A 19,716-nucleotide genomic window follows, 5' to 3' on the forward strand; every position below is an offset into this window, starting at 1 on the left:
CTATGAACCTTACTCTAAAACATGCCATTTTTATATATGCACTTTCATGTATTTCCAATGCTATATATAGTCAAGGCAAAGTTACTGATTTACGTAGTGAAGGGTATATTATTTATCCAAGCCCTCAAATGGTTGATCTGGAGAAAGAAAATATAATATTAGATAATTCTTGGAGTATCTCAGGAAAGAAATTACCTACCAATAAAACAACTACAAGTCTAGTTCAAAGAGCAAAAGAACTTTATGATATTACATTCTCTGAGATTGCTTCCACTAAACAAATAATTTTAAGAATAAGGAATGATGCTGTAACAGGAATTTCTAATATGGATAGTTCTGATCAGGCCTATAAAATTACTATAAAACCCGATATTATTTTAATTGAAGGAAATGAGGAAAGAGGGCTGTTTTATGGTGTTCAAAGTTTATTACAACTTGCAAAACCATTGGTCAGGAATAAGCTTCAGTTACCTGTGGGAACCATTACAGATTGGCCGGATTTAGAACTGCGATTTATTCATTGGGATACCAAACACCATCGTGATAAAGTTGAAACATTAAAAAGGTATATAGATTGGTCTGCTTATTTTAAAATTAATGCGATTGCATTTGAAATAGAAGATAAATATGAATATCCCACCCACCCTATTATTGGAAGCCCTGACGCATTTACAAAAGATGAAATGCAAGAACTCACAAAATATGCTCAAGACAGATTTATTCAATTAGTGCCTAATGTACAGGCACCAGCTCATATGGCATTTGTATTAAAACATAAAGAATTTGAACACTTAAAGGCAGACGATGAAAGTAATTTTCAAGCTTGTATGTGTGATGAAGAAGCCATGGATCTCATTTTTGACATGTACCAAGATATGATTGATGCGACTCCTGGGGTGGATTATTTTTTTGTTTCTACTGACGAAGTATATTATGCAGGTATATGTAATAAGTGCAAGGATGAATATACCATTGAAAATAGAAGTTTAACTTGGGCAAAATATCTTAGTAGAGTAACAAAATGGATGGAGAAACGCAATAGAAAAGTTTTGGCATGGGTTGAGTATCCGTTACTACCAGAACATATTTCTAAAGTGCCTAATTCCGTTATTGATGCCATTATGGGTTCCCATAAAACCCCGGTATGGGTTCAGAACGAAAACAAGGCTGGCATTGAACAATTGTCATATAGCTCAATACAGGGTGCAGAGTTTCTTTTTCCCAACTATTTTGCTACAAACTATAGAAATAAGGAAATCAATGGTCGGTTATATGATGTCCATGGAGATATAAAAAATCGTGAAGCAGATGGGGCAAACCTTATTGGTACGTTCGCAGCAGCATGGGATGACGCTGGTTTACACAATGAAACATTCTGGTTGGGTTGGGCAACGGTCAGCCAATATGGCTGGACGAAAAACACACCGACACTTCAACAAAATATAGCTGATTTTATGGATGTGTTTTATGGTTATGATAGTCCTGACATGGTAGAGGCATACATGCTATTGCAAGAAGGAGCCAGATTTTATGAAGATTTATGGGATAAAAATATTGTTTCAAAAGAAAGACCTACTAGTTATGGAAACTCGAAAGGAAAAGGTGTAGGAGGTGAAAATTATGACTTACAAATACAGATGCCTCCATTACCTTCTGTGAAAGATTTAAGTGTAGTACCAAGTTTTCGCACTAAGTACGATTCTAAGATAAAAGAAGCTTCGGTATTGGTTAAAAAGAATGAACTTCTTACGCTTCAGCTAACACGAAATGTTACTAGGGTACGACACAATAGTTATAATCTTGAGGTATTACTTTCGATAGCATCATTGGAGCGTTACTCTATGAATACGGTTATTAACTTGGCAAAAGTTGAAGACTATCTTGTGGCAGCTTCAAAAATTAAGGATAATAATGCTACTGCAATTAGTCTCTTGGTTGAGGCGTACAAATTATCTGGAAAAATATTAAAGGAACAGGAAAGGATGTGGGAAGATTTTACCCTTACTTGGGAAAAAAGCCGACTTCCTAAAGGGAAGGATATAGGAGGTAAAATATTTACTCACGTATTTGATGATGTAAAAGATCATTTTGCAGATCGCCGAAAAGGATTAGAATATATGCTGGCGCCATTTGAAAGGACTGGGATTGAAGTATGGCGAAAACAATTAAATATAGTTATTAGTGAGTTTGCCAATAACAATAAGGTTTCTGTCAAAGGGTTGGAGCTTGAACGTTTGGAAGATTAGTTGAATTTACTAAAGCTAAATAAATGAGAATAGACAATAAAGTAAGTTTTTCAATCATATTCTACATTTTCATATTCATGGGATGTAATGCTCAAAAAAGCGAATCTACTTTTCAAGATAAAACCTATAACAGTAAGGTTTTTGGAACGGAAAGATATTATCGTATTTACTTGCCTGAAGGCTATGGGAATAATTCAAAGAAATATCCTGTTATTTACTATTTCCATGGTTGGGGGGGGAGACATTTTAAGGACGATAATGCTCTTCTTGAATATCAAAAAATCAAAAAATTAGTTGATAAGTATCAAGTAATCCTAGTAATGTGGGATGGAAGAATAATTGATTCCGAATCTAGGCCTTACAATATTGGATGCCCAGAACATGTTCGTTTTCCTTTTCAGATGAAAGATTATTTTGTTGAATTGGTTTCGCATATTGACTCTGCCTATAATACTTTAAAAAATAGAGAATCGCGAGCCATTATAGGCTATAGCATGGGCGGATTTATGTCTTTCTATTTAGCAGGAAAATATCCTGATATTGTAAGTACTGCAGTAAATATGACTGGTAGTCCAGAATTTTTTATTGGTCAACCAGACAACAATACATTGTACCCCCTAAGATATACTTTTGCAAATTTGAAAGATGTAAAAACAAGATTACATAATAGTTCTGTTGGAGAACTAAGTGCTCAAAATAGAGAGGTCCATAAAGGAGCCATTTGGCAAGGAGGTATGGATTATGAATATTGGGAGTTTCCTGGTGGTCACAAGGTTGATGAACACGGCGAAACAAAAGTTTTTGAAGCAGCAATGAATTTTATTGACATGGCATTTCAAAAACCCAATAACAGAAATAAAATTTGGTCTCATTATGATCTTTATCCAGAGTTTAACGTCTGGGGTTATTCAATGTTGAGCAACAAATCTCAATCAGGGTTTACTTACCTCAGGAACGTTTCGGAAAATGGATTTGGGTTTTATAGCAAAAAATGGTTACCTATTGGGCCACCCTTGAATAATTTAAGTGCTACAATTACGACTGCTGCAATCTATGAACCTAGAGCGGAATATCAAATACGTCACTATCGTAAACAAGATGGCCAGATTAAAGTTATAATTAAAAGAGCTACAAGTGAGGGTAGATTGATTTTTAAACTTGATGGAACAGGGCATGAGATTGGGATTTACCGAAATAACCCCAAACCTAAGTTAACATATATTGATTATGACTTAGGAAATGATAAACGTTTAATTCGTTTTGGTATGAACAACAACTTCCGTATAAAAATAGTTAACCTCGGAAGCAAGTTGAATCGTTCTGACAAGGTTACATTAACACTTGCAAGCACAGACGGCTCAATCATAATAGATAAAAAATCTTATGGGATAGAGAAAATAGAGGGCGATATCGGAATCGTATACTCGGAACCAATTGATTTAATTTGCAACATGCAACCAACTACGGATGGAGCACCTTCCGTTATAAAATTTGTTCTTACCATAACTTATGGTTCTGAGGTTGTTAAAGAAGAGTTTGATGTCCCTGTATTATTTAATACCCCAACATTTGATAATTTATCCATAGACGATGGATTAATGATTAGGGATTCTATTTTTGGATTTGGAAATGGTGATGGTATTGCTTCTTCAGGTGAAAAAATTATGATTTATACCTCTGGTAATCGAACCCAACTTTTCTCAGATGACCCTTACATAGAAGTTGACAACGAAAATCAGTATTTAGAAAACCTACCTGGAAAATGGAATTGTGATGGAATAACGGCAAGTTCAATTATTAAAATAGCTGAAAACACTCCTGAAAATCATGAAGTTGAATTTTTGGCAAAGTATGAAACAAAAGACTATATGCCAATGAGGAGAAGGACTTATTGGGGGTTAATTAAGTTAATATTAAACCCAACAAAAAAATAAATTTGGTATGCATAAAAGAAATATTTTCATTTTTTTATGGCTAATAATAACCTGTATTTTAGGCTGCGTTACTTCCACTAAGAAAAAGGAAAATCAAAAACCAAATATCGTGTTAATAATTGTAGATCAGTTATCAGCCGAAGTAATAACTGGTTCTAGTACCACTTGGGTAGATACACCATCTTTGGATTTACTCTCTAAAGAAGCAGTTAGCTTTACAAATTGCTATGCACCATTTCCTTTATGTAGCCCATCACGAGCATCATTTCTAACGGGACAATATCCTTCTAAAAGTTTTAGTAATATTTTAGAATACAAATCATTGGGTTCTTTATTAAAAGAAGCGGGTTATCATAATGAATATTTTGGTAAATGGCACGTAGGTAAATCAAGAATAGACAATAATCCTGAGATTCTGGAGTGGAGTGGATTAGATAATTATGAAGATGGATTTGATTCTGTTGTGGAAGATAAAACGATTAAGTTTTTAGAAAAGAAAATTAGCAATCCCTTCTTTTTAACAGTCTCGTTTAATAACCCGCATGATTGCTGTGAACTTGCAAGAAAAGTTGGAGGATGGAACACAAGGAATACTTTTGAAAAAGGAGGATGTACCCCTGACCTTTCTTTAAATCATCAAGATGTTCCACCTCCAAATACTATAATTGATTTTGATCCAGCACCAGAAGTTATGATAAGTCAAAGACCACTCCAGGGAAAAAATTACGTTTCAATCAGACCTACAGGAAATTGGACTACTAAAGACTGGGTTGATTATCGTAACGGGTATTCTCAATTGGTGAAATGTGTAGACACTAGAATTGGTAGAATTCTTAAAACCTTAAAAGAAAATGGACAGGATAAAAATACAATCGTAATTTTTACATCTGACCATGGTGATGGTCTAGGTGAGCATGGTTGGAATCAGAAATTAGCATTTTACGATCAAATAATTAAAGTACCGCTAATAATAAAAGCTCCTGAAGGGCTTAAAAATGTAGTAAATGATAATCTGGTAAACATAGGTGTAGACTTATTACCAACAATTTTGAACTTTGCCGGCGGAAACTCTAAATCTTATCCGGGAAAAAGTCTAAAAGAAGGAGTCTACAATCCTTTAGAGAAAATATCAAGGGATTATGTTATAAGTGAATTAGATTTAAATGTTCAAGGCCTGGGAACAGATGAAGTTCCAGAAGGAGAAGATTTAAATAGATTGCTTCTTTTTGAATCTGCAAATGCAAGAATGATTACAAATGGTAAATACAAATATATCATATATGATATGGGTAAAAACCCTGAGGTTTTCATAGACCTCCAAATAGACCCTTATGAAACAAAAAATTTAATACAGGATAAGCACTATGCTAAAACTATTATTAAAATGAAAAAAAGCCTTCAAAACCATTTGCTGAAAATTGGAGATAGTTTTAACTTTAAGCCTAATCAAATTAATTAATAATATAGAGGTCATAGCTGTTTTTTTTCTAGACTATCAGCACTATTTCATAAACTGGATTAATAGAAAATAGAGGAGTAGGAGTTTGAGAAATACGACTGTTAAATCGTCTATAAACAATCATTAACCCTTAGGGAGTAGTTTGGTCTATATCCATTCATTATCCATAAAGTATGATCGAAATAAATGCTACTTTAAACAATAAGTATGATGAGAGCAAATAAAACTTGGTTGCAAAATAAATTATCTTTTTTTATACAAGGTTCTAGACTGCATGATCTAATTCCTGTGAATCCTTATATTTTATTCTTAATTCATCCAATTCGGTTTTCAATTTATCAATTGTTAATGCGTAGGCAGGGTCATCGAAAACATTGTTTAATTCTTGGGGATCATTTTTACGGTCGTATAATTCCCATTCATCAACATCATAATAAAAATGCGCCAATTTGAATTCTTTAGTTACAATTCCATAATGCCGTTTGACAATATGACTCCCTGGGTATTCGTAATAATGATAATATACAGCATCCCTGGTCCATGCATCATTTTGACCCTTGAGTAATGGAATCAGGCTTTCTCCCTGCATATCTTTAGGAGCTTCAATTTGAGCAGCTTCCAAAAATGTTTGTGCAAAATCTAAATTTTGAACCATTTCTTCATTAGTTGTTCCTGGCTTGATTTCATGCGGCCAACGAATTAAAAGAGGGGTTTTAAATGATTCATCATAAATAAATCGTTTATCAAACCACCTGTGTTCTCCTAAATAGAAACCTTGATCAGATGTATAAATTACAATGGTGTTTTCTGTCAGTCCACTTTCGTCTAAATAATCTAAAACTCTTCCTACGTTGTCATCCACAGAAGAGACACAAGCCAAATAATCTTGTATATATCTCTGGTATTTCCATTTCATTTTTTCTTCCATGTTCATGTTTCCCCAGTTTTCTTTGAAAAAATCATTGATAGAATCTAAAATGGGATCATATAATGCCTTTTGTGCTTCATTAGCTTATTATATGGCTCGGTAAATTCTCGCTTAAATTCGGGGGTCTCAGGTACTACATTAACCATCTCCTCAATTGTTTCAGGTCTTATTTTTGAATCATGTCCATATTTCATATGAGTTAGCAAGTTCATTTCAGCAGCTTTAGCTGCTGTCCCTCTATTTTTATAATCATCAAATAATGTTTCAGGAAGAGGAAATTGTTTTTTGGTAAACTCTTTGAATTTTTCCGGACTCGGCCACCATGGCCTGTGAGGAGCTTTGTGCAAATACATCATCAAAAAAGGTTTTTCTTTATCTCGCTTTTTATCTAGCAAATTCAAAGTGTAATCTGTAATGATATCTGTAGCATATCCTGTTATAGTTGTATCTCCTTTTTTAGTAATAAAGCTGGGATTGATATAACGTCCTTGTCCGGGTAATATCATAAAATCATCTACACCTTTGGGGTTATTTCCAAAATGAAGCTTGCCAAACATGGCTGTTTGATATCCGTTTTTCTGAAAGATTTGAGGGAAAGTAACTTGAGTCGTATCGAATGGTGAGCGATTGTCTATTTTACCATTTATATGCGAGTGTTTTCGAGTAAGAATGGTTGCTCTTGAAGGACCGCAAATGGAATTGCTTACACAGGCATTGGTAAAAAGCATTCCTTCATTGGCAATACGGTCAATATTGGGAGTGTTGATTAATTTATTGTTATATGCACTGATAGCTTGATATGCATGATCATCAGACAGTATAAATAAAATATTAGGTCTTAAGTTTTTTTTCTCTGAATTTCTTGGTTTTCATTTCGTAACAATGCTTCCAAAAAATAATAGTCAGCGTATACTATAGGCTCGTCAATCTCATCATTAGCTGGAAAATTCCCTGTACTTGAACCCAAAATAAAAGGTCCTTTTACATCTGCTTTTATCATATACTGATCAGACTTAAGGACCTCCAAAACTTTCTTAGAGTAATTGAGGTATTCTTTCTTTTTGGTATAAGAATATAATTCGAAAAGAGCTGAAGCAACAATTGCTGATGCTGATACATCCCTAGGAGAATTTGGAATGTTTGGGTCTTCAAAATCCCAATATGGAATACCATCTTTAGGTAAATTTATATGATTTAAATAATATCTTGTCGTAGCTTCTGCCTGCTTTAGATATGCACTGTCATTTGTATACCTATATGCCATTATATATCCGTAAATAGCCCACGCCTGCCCTCTAGCCCATGAAGATTCATCATTATATCCTTGATGCGTCATTTTTTTATTGACAAATCCATTAGAAGGATTGTAATCAATTACATGATATGTACTATTATCTTTTCTAAAATGATTTTTTAGAGTGGTATTAGCATGTTGGACAGCTATTTTGTAATATGTACTATCTCCTGAAATTTTAGTCGCTTCAAATAGCAATTCTAAATTTATCATGTTATCTATGATAACAGGAAACTCCCATAAATCTTTACCAAAATCCCATGAACGTATACAGCCCACCTTTTCATCAAATCTTTTACTTAAAGATTTGGCTGTTTCCAAAATAACCTCCTTATATTCTTCATTTCCTGTAACCCTAAATCCTGTGCCAAAACTACAGTTAATCATAAACCCAGTATCGTGCGTTTTCGCATTATGTTTTTCCTTTTCCATAAGAGCTGTCCACTTTATTGCCCTTTTCATATATTCCATATTTCCCGTAAGCTCGTATATTAGCCAAAGATTACCTGGAAAGAAACCACTTGTCCAGTCACTTGACCTCTCTTTCCTTACAACTCCATCTTTAACTGACATGCTCCTCGGAAAAGACAAGGAGTCAACTTGAGGCTTTAAAAGCTCTTGGTATCTCACTTTTAGAAGAGAAGTGTTACCAACTGAAGAACCTTGCTTAAAATTACATGCAATTAAAATCAATACACTTGATATATATATCATATATATACTCAAATTTTTGATTTTTTGATTTTTGAAATTATTGTTGTTGAAGTTCATCATTTTTTAAAGTAAAATTTATATAAAGTAAATTTTCACTAACCCTTAGCATTGTATAGTCTTAAGGACTTTATACTTACTTAGTTTCCGAGTTTATTATATAACCATTGAAACCTAAGTTCATCTTGTTCAGGGTAAGACCAATGTCCTGTGTCCTGAAAAAGGTGTAATTCCTTTTCTGCATTAATAATGTTATAAGCGGAATATGTAGAAGTTGGGGGGCAAGTATAATCGTTAAAACCCCAAGTGTACCATCCTGGAACCTTAACAAATCTTGCAAAATTTACAACATCATAATATTTTGAAGTTTCAATATGATCATCTAATTGTGATTCTTTAGTTTGAAACATGCCTGGCCAACCACCCGCACGATTTTCTAAATAACCTGTTAAATCTGAAAGGGCGGGAAAGGACGCAGCAAGATAAGATATTCTAGAGTCAAGTCCAGCAGTTATGATGGAAAGAGCCCCTCCTTGACTCCCACCGGTGACAGCAATATTATTTCCATCGAATTCATCAAGTGAATAAATTAAATCAACGGCTCTAATACAGCCTAAATACACTCTTTTATAATAATAATTATCCTTGTTATCTAAATTAGTAAAATAATAATTTCTCAAAGCCCCATAACTTAAGTCACTATATACTTGTGGTTCTAATGTTACAGATATACCATGAATACCGATTCTCAGGGTTATGTAACCTTTAGCCGCGCTAGCAATATCTCCACTATGAGGGCGAACTCCTGCACCTGGAACATGTAAAATTGCTGGGAACTTTCCTTTCTTTTTAGGCTTACAAAGAATACCATAGATTTTGCCATAAATATTTTTAATACTAACCTCATATACATCTACTTTATCTGTGCATTGATCTGGAAGAAGTTTAAATATGGGTTCAATTGGAATGTCCTTCAATTTTTGCTTCCACTCTTCCCAGAATTGGGTGAAGTCACTAGGCAAGGTTGTTGTTGGCTCAATCTTGTCAACAGCGTAGCCTACAGTTGAATAATTAGAGAATGTGTGACCATCTACTTCGACTTTTGCAAAACAACGTAAGAATCCAGGTTTTTTTAGTGATTCTGCTTTTACAACTGCAGAGCCGCGCTTTGACTTTAGGACTCCTTCATCAATTATTGCCGTCCTTTCCGGTTTAACGGTATATTTAATTTCAGTATCAAGAAGAACGTCATTTTTATATGCTTTAATATTAAAAATAGCTTTGTCCCCAATATTATATTTCCAATCGGCATGGTTAGGGGTTATCACAATATTTACTAATTCTTTCCGAGGTTGTGCATATGAGATGCAAACACAAAATAAAGTGACCAAATATATTAATAGAAATTTTCTTGTCTTTTTTTTGCCTGTTCTATCCATGGTTCTTGTTTTTTATTTTATTTTAAAAGTGATATATATAGAGCTAACTTATTTTGTTACTATAAGGTTAATGAACAATTGTTTTTTTGCTTTCCTGTTTATTTATATGTTCAATAATCAATTTAGCATTGAGTTCTTTTGTGTCGTCCATATAAAAATCACCATTCTCTCCATTACCGAACCATCCTAATATCTTGTGATTTCCAATCTGGAAACCTTTTACATGGTCATACTTAATTTGTTTTACTTCTAGCGGTTTTGTTCCTTTGTGATGTGGTATCATTAGAGTTAAGAAATGTACTTCTTTCTTTTTATTTAGACTTGAAGCAGAAAAATGCCATTGATTTGGTGATCCAGCAGCATTTTTACCTGGATCGACATTAAACTTATCTGTTTGTTTCATTCTTAGCTGCTCTGATGATAATATATATATATCCAACATAGCATTCCCTTTCTGAACTAACAGTTGTTGTTTTGCATCGTCCATTTCCATTTTTTCTAGAGAGTGTAGCAAAAAATCAAATGTAGCGGAATCTTCAGTTTTAATATAATCCTTTACAATAATCCAAGGGTTTTTTTTATCATGATTGAATACAATAGTTCGACGTACGTCCTGGACTTTAGTATCTATAATTGGGCTTGGTAATGGCTCCTTAAGATTCTCCTTCCATAGCTCGATAACCTTTTTGTTCATGGGTAAATTATAGCCTCTGGAACATTCACCAGTCACTATGGTAAATTCATCGTCAAATGAGTATTTCTCAATGGTCCCACTTGCTTCCATAGATTGAACATTTTGTCCTCTCCCATTGACCAATATGGCATTATGTGCTTTTGTTTGACGACTCCAAAGAAAATGATGGGGACCACCATACCAAGGGTAATACCCTGAATCAATAATTAACGACTCACCATAAGCATTTATTTGAAAACTGTTTTGGTCAGCGTGACTATGGCTGAAAGAACCATATGGACTTGATTTAAAAAGTATCCATACATCATTTTCAGCATTTCCTAAATCTGAATGCATTGCTACCCAGCCAATATCATTGAACAGTTTTGATTGTGGCAGCTTATCTGGTTTGATAGGTTTAAGATTTGTAGGATTTAAAGATAAAATACTTATCACATCCTCCATATAATATCCTTTCCACAAATATTTTTCGGATAAAAGCTGTTCGCTACTAACTTTTTTATTCTTATTTGGATTAATGTTTTCGGCTTGCCAGAGTAAAACAGGGTCGTTATAAGTATTGGCATATCTTTGCATTAATATTTTGTCTTTTGGGCGATGTGCGTCTTCTCCGCCATCACCAAAAGCACCACGTGTTGCATATGGAGGAAAGCAATAAACTCCAAAGTAACCGTTATTTTGAAAAAAGGGTTTATTATATAAATTAACCGTGCTACAAAGATTCAATGCTTCAACAAAGTTGGTTTGATATAGATTGTAGGTGCTGGAATAAGAAAGTCCCTGAGACCACCCACCATCATCTCCGCCCCATGCAGGAAAAGATGTAAGATAACATTGGAGCACGTAATCTAGCCATTTTTCAGCGTCTGGAAGGTCTCCTAAGGTGGATAGTGCCGCTATTCCAGTAAAAGGAAGGGATCTTATTGTGTGATTGTCCCAAGGTTCTGAAATAAATTTAACATCAGTATAACGTTTCAACATTTGATTTCCACGATCATTTAGACTGGATAAAACGGCTTTCTTTTCATCAGTACTCAGTTCATTTTTCACCCAGTCGTATACAATTGCCATACGCTCTAAGAGAGGCATACTGGCTTCTGTATTTCCCATAAATCCACTAGCTTGAGGAACCCTGAAAGATGTTATTCCATCTGGATTCCAACTCGCAAAATGCACTAACCATTTTTTAGCACCATCAAGATATTTTTGTTCATTCGTTATTTTCCAAACCAAAGCCATTCTAACCATGTTCGCAGTGCCTGTTTTGGCTGGTCTGTAGATTCTGCGCCATTCGGAAACTTCAAAAATGCTATCTTTATATGGAGCTGGTTCTGGATAAAGGGGTTGTGAAATAGCAGAATCAGCTAAAGAACGACAGAGTTCCCAAAAAGGTACTTTTTTAGGGGTTTTTGCAACATTATCTTGAAGATTTGTAAGTATCGAAGGTGTTAAAAAAATTCTTGAACTTATTTTTTTAAGTTGTTCTTTAAGCTCTGTTATATCAGGCATGACCAAAGAGGGAAGTTTTTTGCCTACGGTAAATGTTCTTAATTTTGAACGGCCCAATACATTTTCCAAAGAATCATTATATATGATTATCCAACTATATTCTGCTGGATCAAGTTCTTTTTTTAAGGTAGTAATTGTATTGCTTAGCCTTTCTTTTTTTAGAAGAATTTCTTTATTGTTTTTACCTTTAAAAAGAATAAAATCATAATTATAGGCTTTTTCATTTTTTGTCCAAGTAAACCCAGGAGGGTTTACTTGGACTTTCATCTTATTCTTAGGATAATATCCTAAATGTAATCCATCAGGTTTAGTTTCAATTACCTCAAAATCGGTGAGAAGACTATTTTTATCCTGAGTGTAACCGTAGGAAACTATTAAAATCAAAACTAGTGATATTTTCAGTTTTTTTAGAATTTTCATATACTATTACTTAATTTATTCAACAAAGTTGTTTTAATATCAAAAATATAGTTTAAAATGCCCCCTTTTCCATTTGCTTAACAGCATAATCACAGGCTCTTGCTGTTAGAGCCATATAAGTAAGTGACGGACTCATGTAGCCAGATGAAGACATACAAGAACCATCAGTCACAAAAATATTGGAAATATCGTGACATTGGTTATATGCATTAAGAAAGGATGTTTTTGGATCACGCCCCATCCTAGCAGTTCCCATTTCATGAACAGCATCTCCGGGTATAGCCGGCCCTTCTTTAACTTCTATATTTTTAAGCCCAGCCACTTCGAGTAATTCTCTAACTTGATCTTTCATATCTGTCCTCATTTTTAACTCATTATCTCCGTATTCTGCTGTTATTTTTAGTAGTGGCAGCCCCCATTGATCATTATGTTCATTATCCAATTCGACTTTATTATTATAGTTCGGTAGGCTTTCTCCATAAGCAGAGAGTTTCATTTTCCAAGGCCCAGGGATAGTCAATGACTGTTTAAGTTCATGCCCGATACCTGGTTTAGATGAATCTATTCCTTCTCGCATGGCTCCTCCCCAAATTGCATACCCTCTGAGAAAATCCATTTCTTGACGTTTAACATTTCTAAATCTGGGGATGGCAACAGAAGCTGGTCTATAACCGTTATATATTTTATCTTTATATCCTTCCAGTATCCCATGAGCAGAAATGCTCTTATGATGATCCATCAAATAATGCCCTAAAACACCGCTTGAGTTACCTAAACCATTAGGAAATCTAGATGTCTTTGAATTCAACAATATTCCAGTTGATGCCAATGCAGAAGCACACAAAAATATTACTCGGGCAAAATATTCAGTAGTTTCATGTGTTTTTTCGTCTATTACCCTAACGCCAATAGCCTTGTTTTGCTTTTCATCATAGATTATAGATACTACAATTGCATGGGGTTTTAAGGTTAATTTTCCTGTGTCATAAGCTGCCGGTAAGGTAGAGCTGTTGCTGCTGAAGTAGGCTCCGTAGGGGCATCCGGTGTGGCACATATTCCTAGATTGGCATTGGGACCTACCTTTGAATTGCCCTGGTTCTACTTGGGTGAGATGTGCGGCCCGGTTAGGTATGAGTTTCCTGTCTTTATAGTGGGATTCTATCCTTTGTTTTATTAATTTTTCAGCATAGTTTAAATCAAACGGTGGTAGAAATTGACCGTCCGGAAAATGTGGTATATTCTCTATTGACCCGCATACGCCTATAAATTTTTCAACATAATCATACCATGGAGCCAAATCCTTATAACGAATAGGCCAGTCAATACCCACGCCGTCTTTCAAATTAGCTTCGAAATCAAGATCCCCGAAACGGTACGATCCACGGGCCCAAAGTAGTGAGCGACCACCAGTTTGGTAACCTCTAAACCACCTATATGGCTTGTCAGTAGGTTGTGAGTAGGGGTGCTCTTTGTCATTTACAAAAAATGGTTTGCTACCAGCTCCAAAGTTATATTTTTTGCTCTGAATGGGATATTGTTCCTTTTCTTCACGAGAAATAAATTGACGGTATTTGAAATCCCATGGAGCCTTAAAGGTTGTCGTATAGTCCTCTATGTGTTTTACATCTCTACCTCGTTCTAGGACAAGAGTTTCTAACCCTTTTTCTGTTAATTCTTTCGCTGCCCATCCTCCAGTCATTCCCGACCCGACTACTATGGCATCATAAGTATGGTTCTTATTCATATTATAGTTTTATAAAAGCTATTTTTATTCTTTTAATCAATCAGTTTATTTTCCAAATAATCTCCGTGTTCTTTTCCTTCATTTGCACTACCTGGCCATAGGTTCCAAACCTTGGATAAAATATCCAAATCCCCATCCCCGTCAACATCACCAACAAGAGCATCGTGGCCACCTATTTTATTATCTAGTATTACCCTCTCAATAAATTCAATATGAGAATCGATACTTACATTCTCCCATATATACCAACGAGGGAAAGCACCTTCAGGGAATATTGTATCGTCTTCTTGGTCACAAGTGAAGATATCCTGGTCTCCATCATTATCAAAATCTCCTACATAAAGTGAATGAAAAGACCCTCTAATACCAGGTGCCGACATCGGCAAAAAATGAGTTGTAAATTCTGGGGTTTCCGCACCGTCATTCTCTAACCAGGCAGCTCGGGATGCTTGTTGGTCACAGTCCGTCATTACGATATCATTGTCTCCATCTCCATCCAGGTCAATAATCCAACTTCTAGCAGATAGACCAAAGGGACCTCTTTTGCCAAAGGGCAATTGATGTTTCTTCCATTTTGTTCCACTACTGTCCATATTCTCCAACCATCTGTCTGGCAAGACAATGTCATTATCGCCATCATCATCTAAATCATTAATGCCCTGTGGAAAGAATCCTGCATGGATACGGTCGTTGGTCACTAAGGCATCCAACGTTATGATCGTTTTTTTCCATATCATATCTTGAGTAGGGTTTTCCGGTATCTCATACCAAATCACACCTTCTCCTTCCCCCAATATTACTAAATCCTTTGTTTGGTTTCTATCCATATCGGCTATAACAACATCATGAACATTCGTGGCTATTGTTGCATCAAACCGGTATCTTTCAAATTTCTGAATTTTAGGATTTTGAGGGTTTCTGTACCAATACCCTCCAATGATAATATCTTCCCAACCATCTTTGTCTACATCAAAAGTCGTTGCCCCCAAAAACCTGAGCGGCATAGTCCCGATCTCATGTCTTACCCATTTTATGCTTTCTTGATTTTCAAACCAGTACAAGCCCTCTGCTCCTGTAAAGGCATAGTCCAAATCCCCGTCCTTGTCGAAATCCGCCATTGCCGAACATCCATAGCCCCAATCGGTTTCACCTGGCAAATCTTGAACTATATATTGATGTTGAAACATTTCCTTGTCTATTTTTTTTGCTTCCTGAAAAGTATTTCTCTGTTTTTGTTCTTTGCAAGCGATAAAAAAAAATCCTGCAACAAATATTAATATGAAATTTTTATAAAACATGAGTTATTTATTAGGATTTATGCTTAGTTTTTTCAATTAATTGTGTTATGTGCTAAATTAATAATTTATTATTAATAATGAAATGAAATGAAACATTTATTTATTTCGTTTAATTTCTTATTATATTTAAAATGGTTACATTAGCAAAAAAGAATATATCATAAATTTTTAAATTATGGAAAGACGAGAGGCAGTAGTAAAAATATCATGGATACTGAAGGCGGCTTTTTTGACACCTACTTTTTTAAGTGTATTGCAAAGTTGTCGCGAAGAAGTTTCAAACACTACCAGCTTGCTGGTATTAAATGGCCTACAGGGTGATCTGGTAAATGCAATCGCAGATACTATTATTCCTAGAACAACAACTCCAAGTGCTTCTGATGTGGAGGTTGGTAAATTTATGGACTTATTACTTAAAGATGTTCTTGAAGAAGAGGTTAGGCAAAGTTTTTTAAATGGATTAACTCAATTTGATAAAAATTGTCAATCCTTTACAGGAAGTAGCTTTGTAGAACTTAGTGAGTTGGCGAGATATGCTTACCTTGAGAAGATAGAGGCGAGAATAGTAGGGGAGTATAATGAAGAATTAGTGCCTTTTTATTCAACATTTAAGCATCTTACGATTTCAATATATTTTTCAACTGAACAAGGGGTTAAGCAAAATTTAAATTATGTTCCTATTCCAGGCCCCTATAAAGGTGAGATTGAATACAGGGAAGGAGATAAAATAATGGTCGGTAATAGAATGTAAAGCCAGAAAAGAATTATATATTTCATATGAACATCATTCATTTGAATGATTAGTAGTCAAAATAAAATTTTTTCTTATTCATTTGGGAAATTAAGGTTTAGTGTTATTTCAGTAAGCAAAGTTATATAATAAAATTTGACTATTTTCAGTCCAAAAGATGAAACTGGTAAGTCTTTGTTGTTGTATAAAGAGTCTTGAAATTGTCAAATACATAGGGTACAGTACTGGGTTTTTTACTTCTTCGGACACACACACATATGTAGTTTTATTATTTAAGGAGCTTCTTTTATAGAAAACCTTATCTTTTTCTGCAATTTAAAACCCTTTCAAAGTTTGCTTAGGAGTCCATAGTCCTTTACTGAATTTTAATTTTATAATTTTTTGCAAATGCCCAATAGTCAGTCTATTTCTAATAAGTTTTTTTTCGCAGGAAGAACATTATGGCAATATCCATAGTTACAGCCATACCAGTATTATTAGATACTAAGTAATAAAATTATTTATGCACCTCTAAAAATAATATATATCTATTTATAGATTAGTTGAATACCCGAGTGTAAAAAAAATGTTTTGGGTGTTTTATGTTTCGTAATACCGAATATACTAAACGCATTTGTTTTGATTAATAAAAGTTCAAATCTCTTGGTTGTATCAAATATCAACGATTATAGTCTTTAAAAACTAATGGTGCTTTAGGAAGTATTCAAAAAAGGTATATATCTGTTCATTTGATTTAGTTGTAGGGTTGTGTGCTTCCCGATTGGTAATTGCTACACGATTATTATACCCTAAAAAACGGTTCAATTTAATTGAATTGTTTAATGGAATCCATCTTTCCAAAGGATCTTCTGACCCTCCTGAAACCATAAAGAGACGTGGTGCCATAAGAGCGTGTAACTCATGCAAATCATGCCCTTTTTTTGTTAAAACGAGATATGTCCCTTGAGTTTTGTTGTCTTCAGTCATAATACCCCGTTTTAGCCATGGCAGATTATGATAACCCAAATACCAAGGTTCCCAATAATTGACATTCGACCTAGTTTCATCAAAGACTATACCTGCATCTGAACACACTGCACAGGCAAATTTTTCATAAAGGCATGATGCAAACATTGATAGTGGTTGGAGCTTAGCATGATAGGGATTAGGATAGAATTGAGAATTCGGTTCGACCTTTGCTTGATTAGAATAAGGATATAATTGAGAGTAAGGAAGAGATTTTTTTATGGCTGATGTGCCTATTGACAATGTTATAAATCCTCTTTTGGCTAATTCATAGGCAAAATCTATTGATTTAACTTTTGGCCCAACCGGATATTCAGGCTCCTAGAAAACCGTTATCACAGCAGGCTTTATACCTTTTGCATCTGGAATCAAAAGATAAGCACCGGTTTTTTCATTTTTAAACCATTCAAACTTTATTTTATACTGCGTAAAATTATCTCCATGAATACTATCCATTATCTCCATTTGGGGGTTATTGATTAATTCTGGCCATTCTCCCATCATACCGTGCCATTTTCTTAGGATTTCTAATCTACGTAATTTCCAATCCTCTTTTGATGAAACTGCTCTACCATCATAGTACTCTAGTGGATTTCAATAATTTCCAAAATTCCCTTGAAATTGATTAGGTGGAGAGAAATAAGGTTGAATCAACTGCTAAACTGAATCTTTGGGTATAATTTGTCCATTGCATGGGAAAATTATACCCAAAGTAAAGAATATTAGTCCTAATATTGACCTATGATTAAGTTTTTGATAATATTTTATTCGACTAAACGAATGCCTCATTTTTTCAACTTTAATTTCAATAAAAGGTTTGTCTTTGCCAAAAAAGGGAATATTCTTTTTGTGATTTTTAATTCTTAAAAAGACTAGAATAATGGGGTAATGGTAAAAATAAGCCAGCACTTTCTTTATAAAACTCCTCATTTGTGTTGAAAATTCCATGCGCTGGTTTGTTCCATGTAGCTCTTCCTTTGGGGTGGTAATCTACCATTGTCTCCCAGTTTTTATAATTTTGATGACCATTAGTTTCTAATAAGCCTTCCTTTAAATTTGGCAAAGGGGCTAATCTGGCAGCGATACATTTATTCCAATCTACCAATACTGGGTTAACAGTTAGGTCTGCACACAAGCAAGGGATGTTTCGATCATATGCTAATTTTGCTATTTTCATGGTCATACTCAGTGTTTTTGCTACGGGTTTCAGAGCCATTGCTGAATAACCCATTTCCATTCGTATCAATGCATCTTTATCGGTATGGGCACTTTCATCTGCAGCTATTCTAACATCAATATCAGATACATCCTGATCGAAAGATTCTGGAAAAGGTTCTTCAACAATCATGATTTGATCAAAAGAGCCAATTTTTTTACAATGATCTAAAAACCTATTAAATGTTTCCTTTGATTCATACCTGCCATTGGCATCTAGGTAATAAAGTATTTTCCCTGTAGGCGAATTCTCAGGACTTATGGATCCTAGTTTTTTTTGAATAAGTTCCATGCGTAGCATGTCCTTTTTAAGCATTTCTTGTTGAGTGCCTGGAGAGCCAATTTTTATTTTTAAAAAATAATAACCTTCTTTACCTAATTTTTCTATCTCAGATTCAGGTGTAGAATAGGAAACAGAAGGTATGCTGGCTATTTTTCTATGTTTGTAAGAAAGTCCATGTTTATAAGTATCTGGAATAAGGTCGTCAAAAGAAGTTATATTATTCTGTTTGGCATAAAGCAACCATGCGGCATTATCTATTGAGACCAAGGCATTAAGGGTAAAAGTTTTTCGTAAATTGGGATTACTTGTAATTTTGATTCCATAAGAATGTACATCATCTAATATAGTATCTGTCATTTGAATAGGAGAATCAAAGGATTGGTCTTTTATTAATTGTAAAGCCTTACAGGTCAAATTGTACATAAGGGAATTGCTTCCGCTTTCAGACCAAATTGACGTCACTTTTAAATCTGACCATAATGGGCTTTGAATACCTAAGCCGATGCTTCTATTTCCAGAATAATCTTGTAATTGAGTTGCAACTTGCCACAATCGGGTGATATACCCACCTTTAAATCCATATGAATGAGTTAAAGGTTCTCGTTCAAATGCAGCTTCAGCTTTATGTATTAATAAGGACTTTTTTAATTTAACCTTGTTTTGTGTCATCATAATGTTTGGTAACCCTAATGTTAATGCTCCTGCAAGTAGTGTCGTTTTTTTTACAAAACCTCTCCTTCCTGATTCGTAATTTGAGATCATAAACTTATATTTTTAAAAAGTTTT

14 protein-coding genes are annotated in these 19,716 nt (G+C 34.5%); 4 read left to right on the plus strand and 10 right to left on the minus strand.

The features are described 5' to 3' along the window. Positions 1 to 2: 2 nt before the first annotated feature. From RG22_RS10455 to RG22_RS10465, 3 genes are read left to right on the plus strand one after another with little or no spacing between them, the layout of a single operon-like run. Positions 3 to 2,246, plus strand: a complete 2,244-nt coding sequence (locus RG22_RS10455) for a glycoside hydrolase family 20 zincin-like fold domain-containing protein (RefSeq protein WP_034042993.1) — start codon at positions 3 to 5, stop codon at positions 2,244 to 2,246. 23 nt (positions 2,247 to 2,269) lie between these two features. Continuing rightward, positions 2,270 to 4,180, plus strand: coding sequence for an alpha/beta hydrolase (locus tag RG22_RS10460; RefSeq protein ID WP_081997707.1), 1,911 nt, complete (start codon positions 2,270 to 2,272; stop codon positions 4,178 to 4,180). A 7-nt stretch (positions 4,181 to 4,187) separates the two neighbouring features. Next, positions 4,188 to 5,639 carry a sulfatase family protein gene (locus RG22_RS10465; RefSeq protein WP_034042996.1) on the plus strand — a complete coding sequence of 484 codons (1,452 nt, stop codon included), beginning with the start codon at positions 4,188 to 4,190 and terminating at the stop codon, positions 5,637 to 5,639. 265 nt (positions 5,640 to 5,904) lie between these two features. Here the strand turns inward: RG22_RS10465 and RG22_RS18125 are convergent, their stop codons facing one another. The 7 genes from RG22_RS18125 to RG22_RS10495 form a co-directional block, all read right to left on the minus strand. Beyond that, entirely contained in the window at positions 5,905 to 6,573 is a 669-nt protein-coding gene (locus RG22_RS18125) for a sulfatase/phosphatase domain-containing protein (RefSeq protein ID WP_244462142.1), read from the minus strand. A gap of 38 nt (positions 6,574 to 6,611) precedes the next feature. Beyond that, positions 6,612 to 7,397: a sulfatase-like hydrolase/transferase gene (locus RG22_RS18130; RefSeq protein ID WP_338062113.1), complete on the minus strand. Its 786-nt coding sequence runs from the start codon at positions 7,395 to 7,397 to the stop codon at positions 6,612 to 6,614. An 8-nt stretch (positions 7,398 to 7,405) separates the two neighbouring features. Then, entirely contained in the window at positions 7,406 to 8,434 is a 1,029-nt protein-coding gene (locus RG22_RS10475) for a glycoside hydrolase family 88 protein (RefSeq protein ID WP_244462143.1), read from the minus strand. Positions 8,435 to 8,712: 278 nt separating this feature from the next. Then, the gene (locus RG22_RS10480; protein ID WP_034042997.1) at positions 8,713 to 10,011 is read right to left on the minus strand and encodes an acetylxylan esterase; all 1,299 of its coding nucleotides are present in this window, start codon (positions 10,009 to 10,011) and stop codon (positions 8,713 to 8,715) included. Between the two features lie 67 nt (positions 10,012 to 10,078). Continuing rightward, entirely contained in the window at positions 10,079 to 12,634 is a 2,556-nt protein-coding gene (locus RG22_RS10485) for a DUF4962 domain-containing protein (protein WP_034042998.1), read from the minus strand. 52 nt (positions 12,635 to 12,686) lie between these two features. Beyond that, positions 12,687 to 14,378, minus strand: coding sequence for a GMC oxidoreductase (locus RG22_RS10490; RefSeq protein WP_034043000.1), 1,692 nt, complete (start codon positions 14,376 to 14,378; stop codon positions 12,687 to 12,689). Between the two features lie 32 nt (positions 14,379 to 14,410). Then, a complete protein-coding gene (locus RG22_RS10495) occupies positions 14,411 to 15,676 on the minus strand; it encodes an FG-GAP repeat domain-containing protein (protein WP_034043001.1) in 1,266 nt (421 codons plus the stop codon). 175 nt (positions 15,677 to 15,851) lie between these two features. On the opposite strand from RG22_RS10495, the gene RG22_RS10500 reads away from it, so the two are divergent. Beyond that, positions 15,852 to 16,427 (plus strand): gluconate 2-dehydrogenase subunit 3 family protein, encoded by a 576-nt coding sequence (locus RG22_RS10500; protein WP_034043002.1) that lies wholly within the window; start codon positions 15,852 to 15,854, stop codon positions 16,425 to 16,427. 681 nt (positions 16,428 to 17,108) lie between these two features. On the opposite strand, the gene RG22_RS18015 is transcribed toward RG22_RS10500, so the two are convergent. The 3 genes from RG22_RS18015 to RG22_RS10510 all read right to left on the minus strand — a co-directional run bounded on the left by RG22_RS18015 (position 17,109) and on the right by RG22_RS10510 (position 19,692). Then, positions 17,109 to 17,540: a hypothetical protein gene (locus RG22_RS18015; RefSeq protein WP_204244186.1), complete on the minus strand. Its 432-nt coding sequence runs from the start codon at positions 17,538 to 17,540 to the stop codon at positions 17,109 to 17,111. Between the two features lie 213 nt (positions 17,541 to 17,753). After that, positions 17,754 to 17,936, minus strand: a complete 183-nt coding sequence (locus RG22_RS18020; protein WP_052143707.1) for a hypothetical protein — start codon at positions 17,934 to 17,936, stop codon at positions 17,754 to 17,756. A gap of 352 nt (positions 17,937 to 18,288) precedes the next feature. After that, positions 18,289 to 19,692: a twin-arginine translocation signal domain-containing protein gene (locus tag RG22_RS10510; protein WP_034043003.1), complete on the minus strand. Its 1,404-nt coding sequence runs from the start codon at positions 19,690 to 19,692 to the stop codon at positions 18,289 to 18,291. Positions 19,693 to 19,716: the final 24 nt, after the last annotated feature.

Source organism: Wocania ichthyoenteri Th78 (assembly GCF_000789235.1).
GTDB classification, from domain to species: domain Bacteria; phylum Bacteroidota; class Bacteroidia; order Flavobacteriales; family Flavobacteriaceae; genus Wocania_A; species Wocania_A ichthyoenteri.

Excerpts from the sequence above, each read along its gene's own strand:
- RG22_RS10460 (WP_081997707.1), top strand. The coding sequence starts at position 2,270 with ATGAGAATAGACAATAAAGTAAGTTTTTCAATCATATTCTACATTTTC.
- RG22_RS10455 (WP_034042993.1), top strand. The coding sequence starts at position 3 with ATGAACCTTACTCTAAAACATGCCATTTTTATATATGCACTTTCATGT.
- RG22_RS10490 (WP_034043000.1), bottom strand. The coding sequence starts at position 14,378 with ATGAATAAGAACCATACTTATGATGCCATAGTAGTCGGGTCGGGAATG.
- RG22_RS10465 (WP_034042996.1), top strand. The coding sequence starts at position 4,188 with ATGCATAAAAGAAATATTTTCATTTTTTTATGGCTAATAATAACCTGT.
- RG22_RS10495 (WP_034043001.1), bottom strand. The coding sequence starts at position 15,676 with ATGTTTTATAAAAATTTCATATTAATATTTGTTGCAGGATTTTTTTTT.
- RG22_RS18125 (WP_244462142.1), bottom strand. The coding sequence starts at position 6,573 with ATGAACATGGAAGAAAAAATGAAATGGAAATACCAGAGATATATACAA.
- RG22_RS10485 (WP_034042998.1), bottom strand. The coding sequence starts at position 12,634 with ATGAAAATTCTAAAAAAACTGAAAATATCACTAGTTTTGATTTTAATA.
- RG22_RS10500 (WP_034043002.1), top strand. The coding sequence starts at position 15,852 with ATGGAAAGACGAGAGGCAGTAGTAAAAATATCATGGATACTGAAGGCG.
- RG22_RS10475 (WP_244462143.1), bottom strand. The coding sequence starts at position 8,434 with ATGTCAGTTAAAGATGGAGTTGTAAGGAAAGAGAGGTCAAGTGACTGG.
- RG22_RS18020 (WP_052143707.1), bottom strand. The coding sequence starts at position 17,936 with ATGATGGGAGAATGGCCAGAATTAATCAATAACCCCCAAATGGAGATA.
- RG22_RS10510 (WP_034043003.1), bottom strand. The coding sequence starts at position 19,692 with ATGATCTCAAATTACGAATCAGGAAGGAGAGGTTTTGTAAAAAAAACG.
- RG22_RS10480 (WP_034042997.1), bottom strand. The coding sequence starts at position 10,011 with ATGGATAGAACAGGCAAAAAAAAGACAAGAAAATTTCTATTAATATAT.
- RG22_RS18015 (WP_204244186.1), bottom strand. The coding sequence starts at position 17,540 with ATGTTTGCATCATGCCTTTATGAAAAATTTGCCTGTGCAGTGTGTTCA.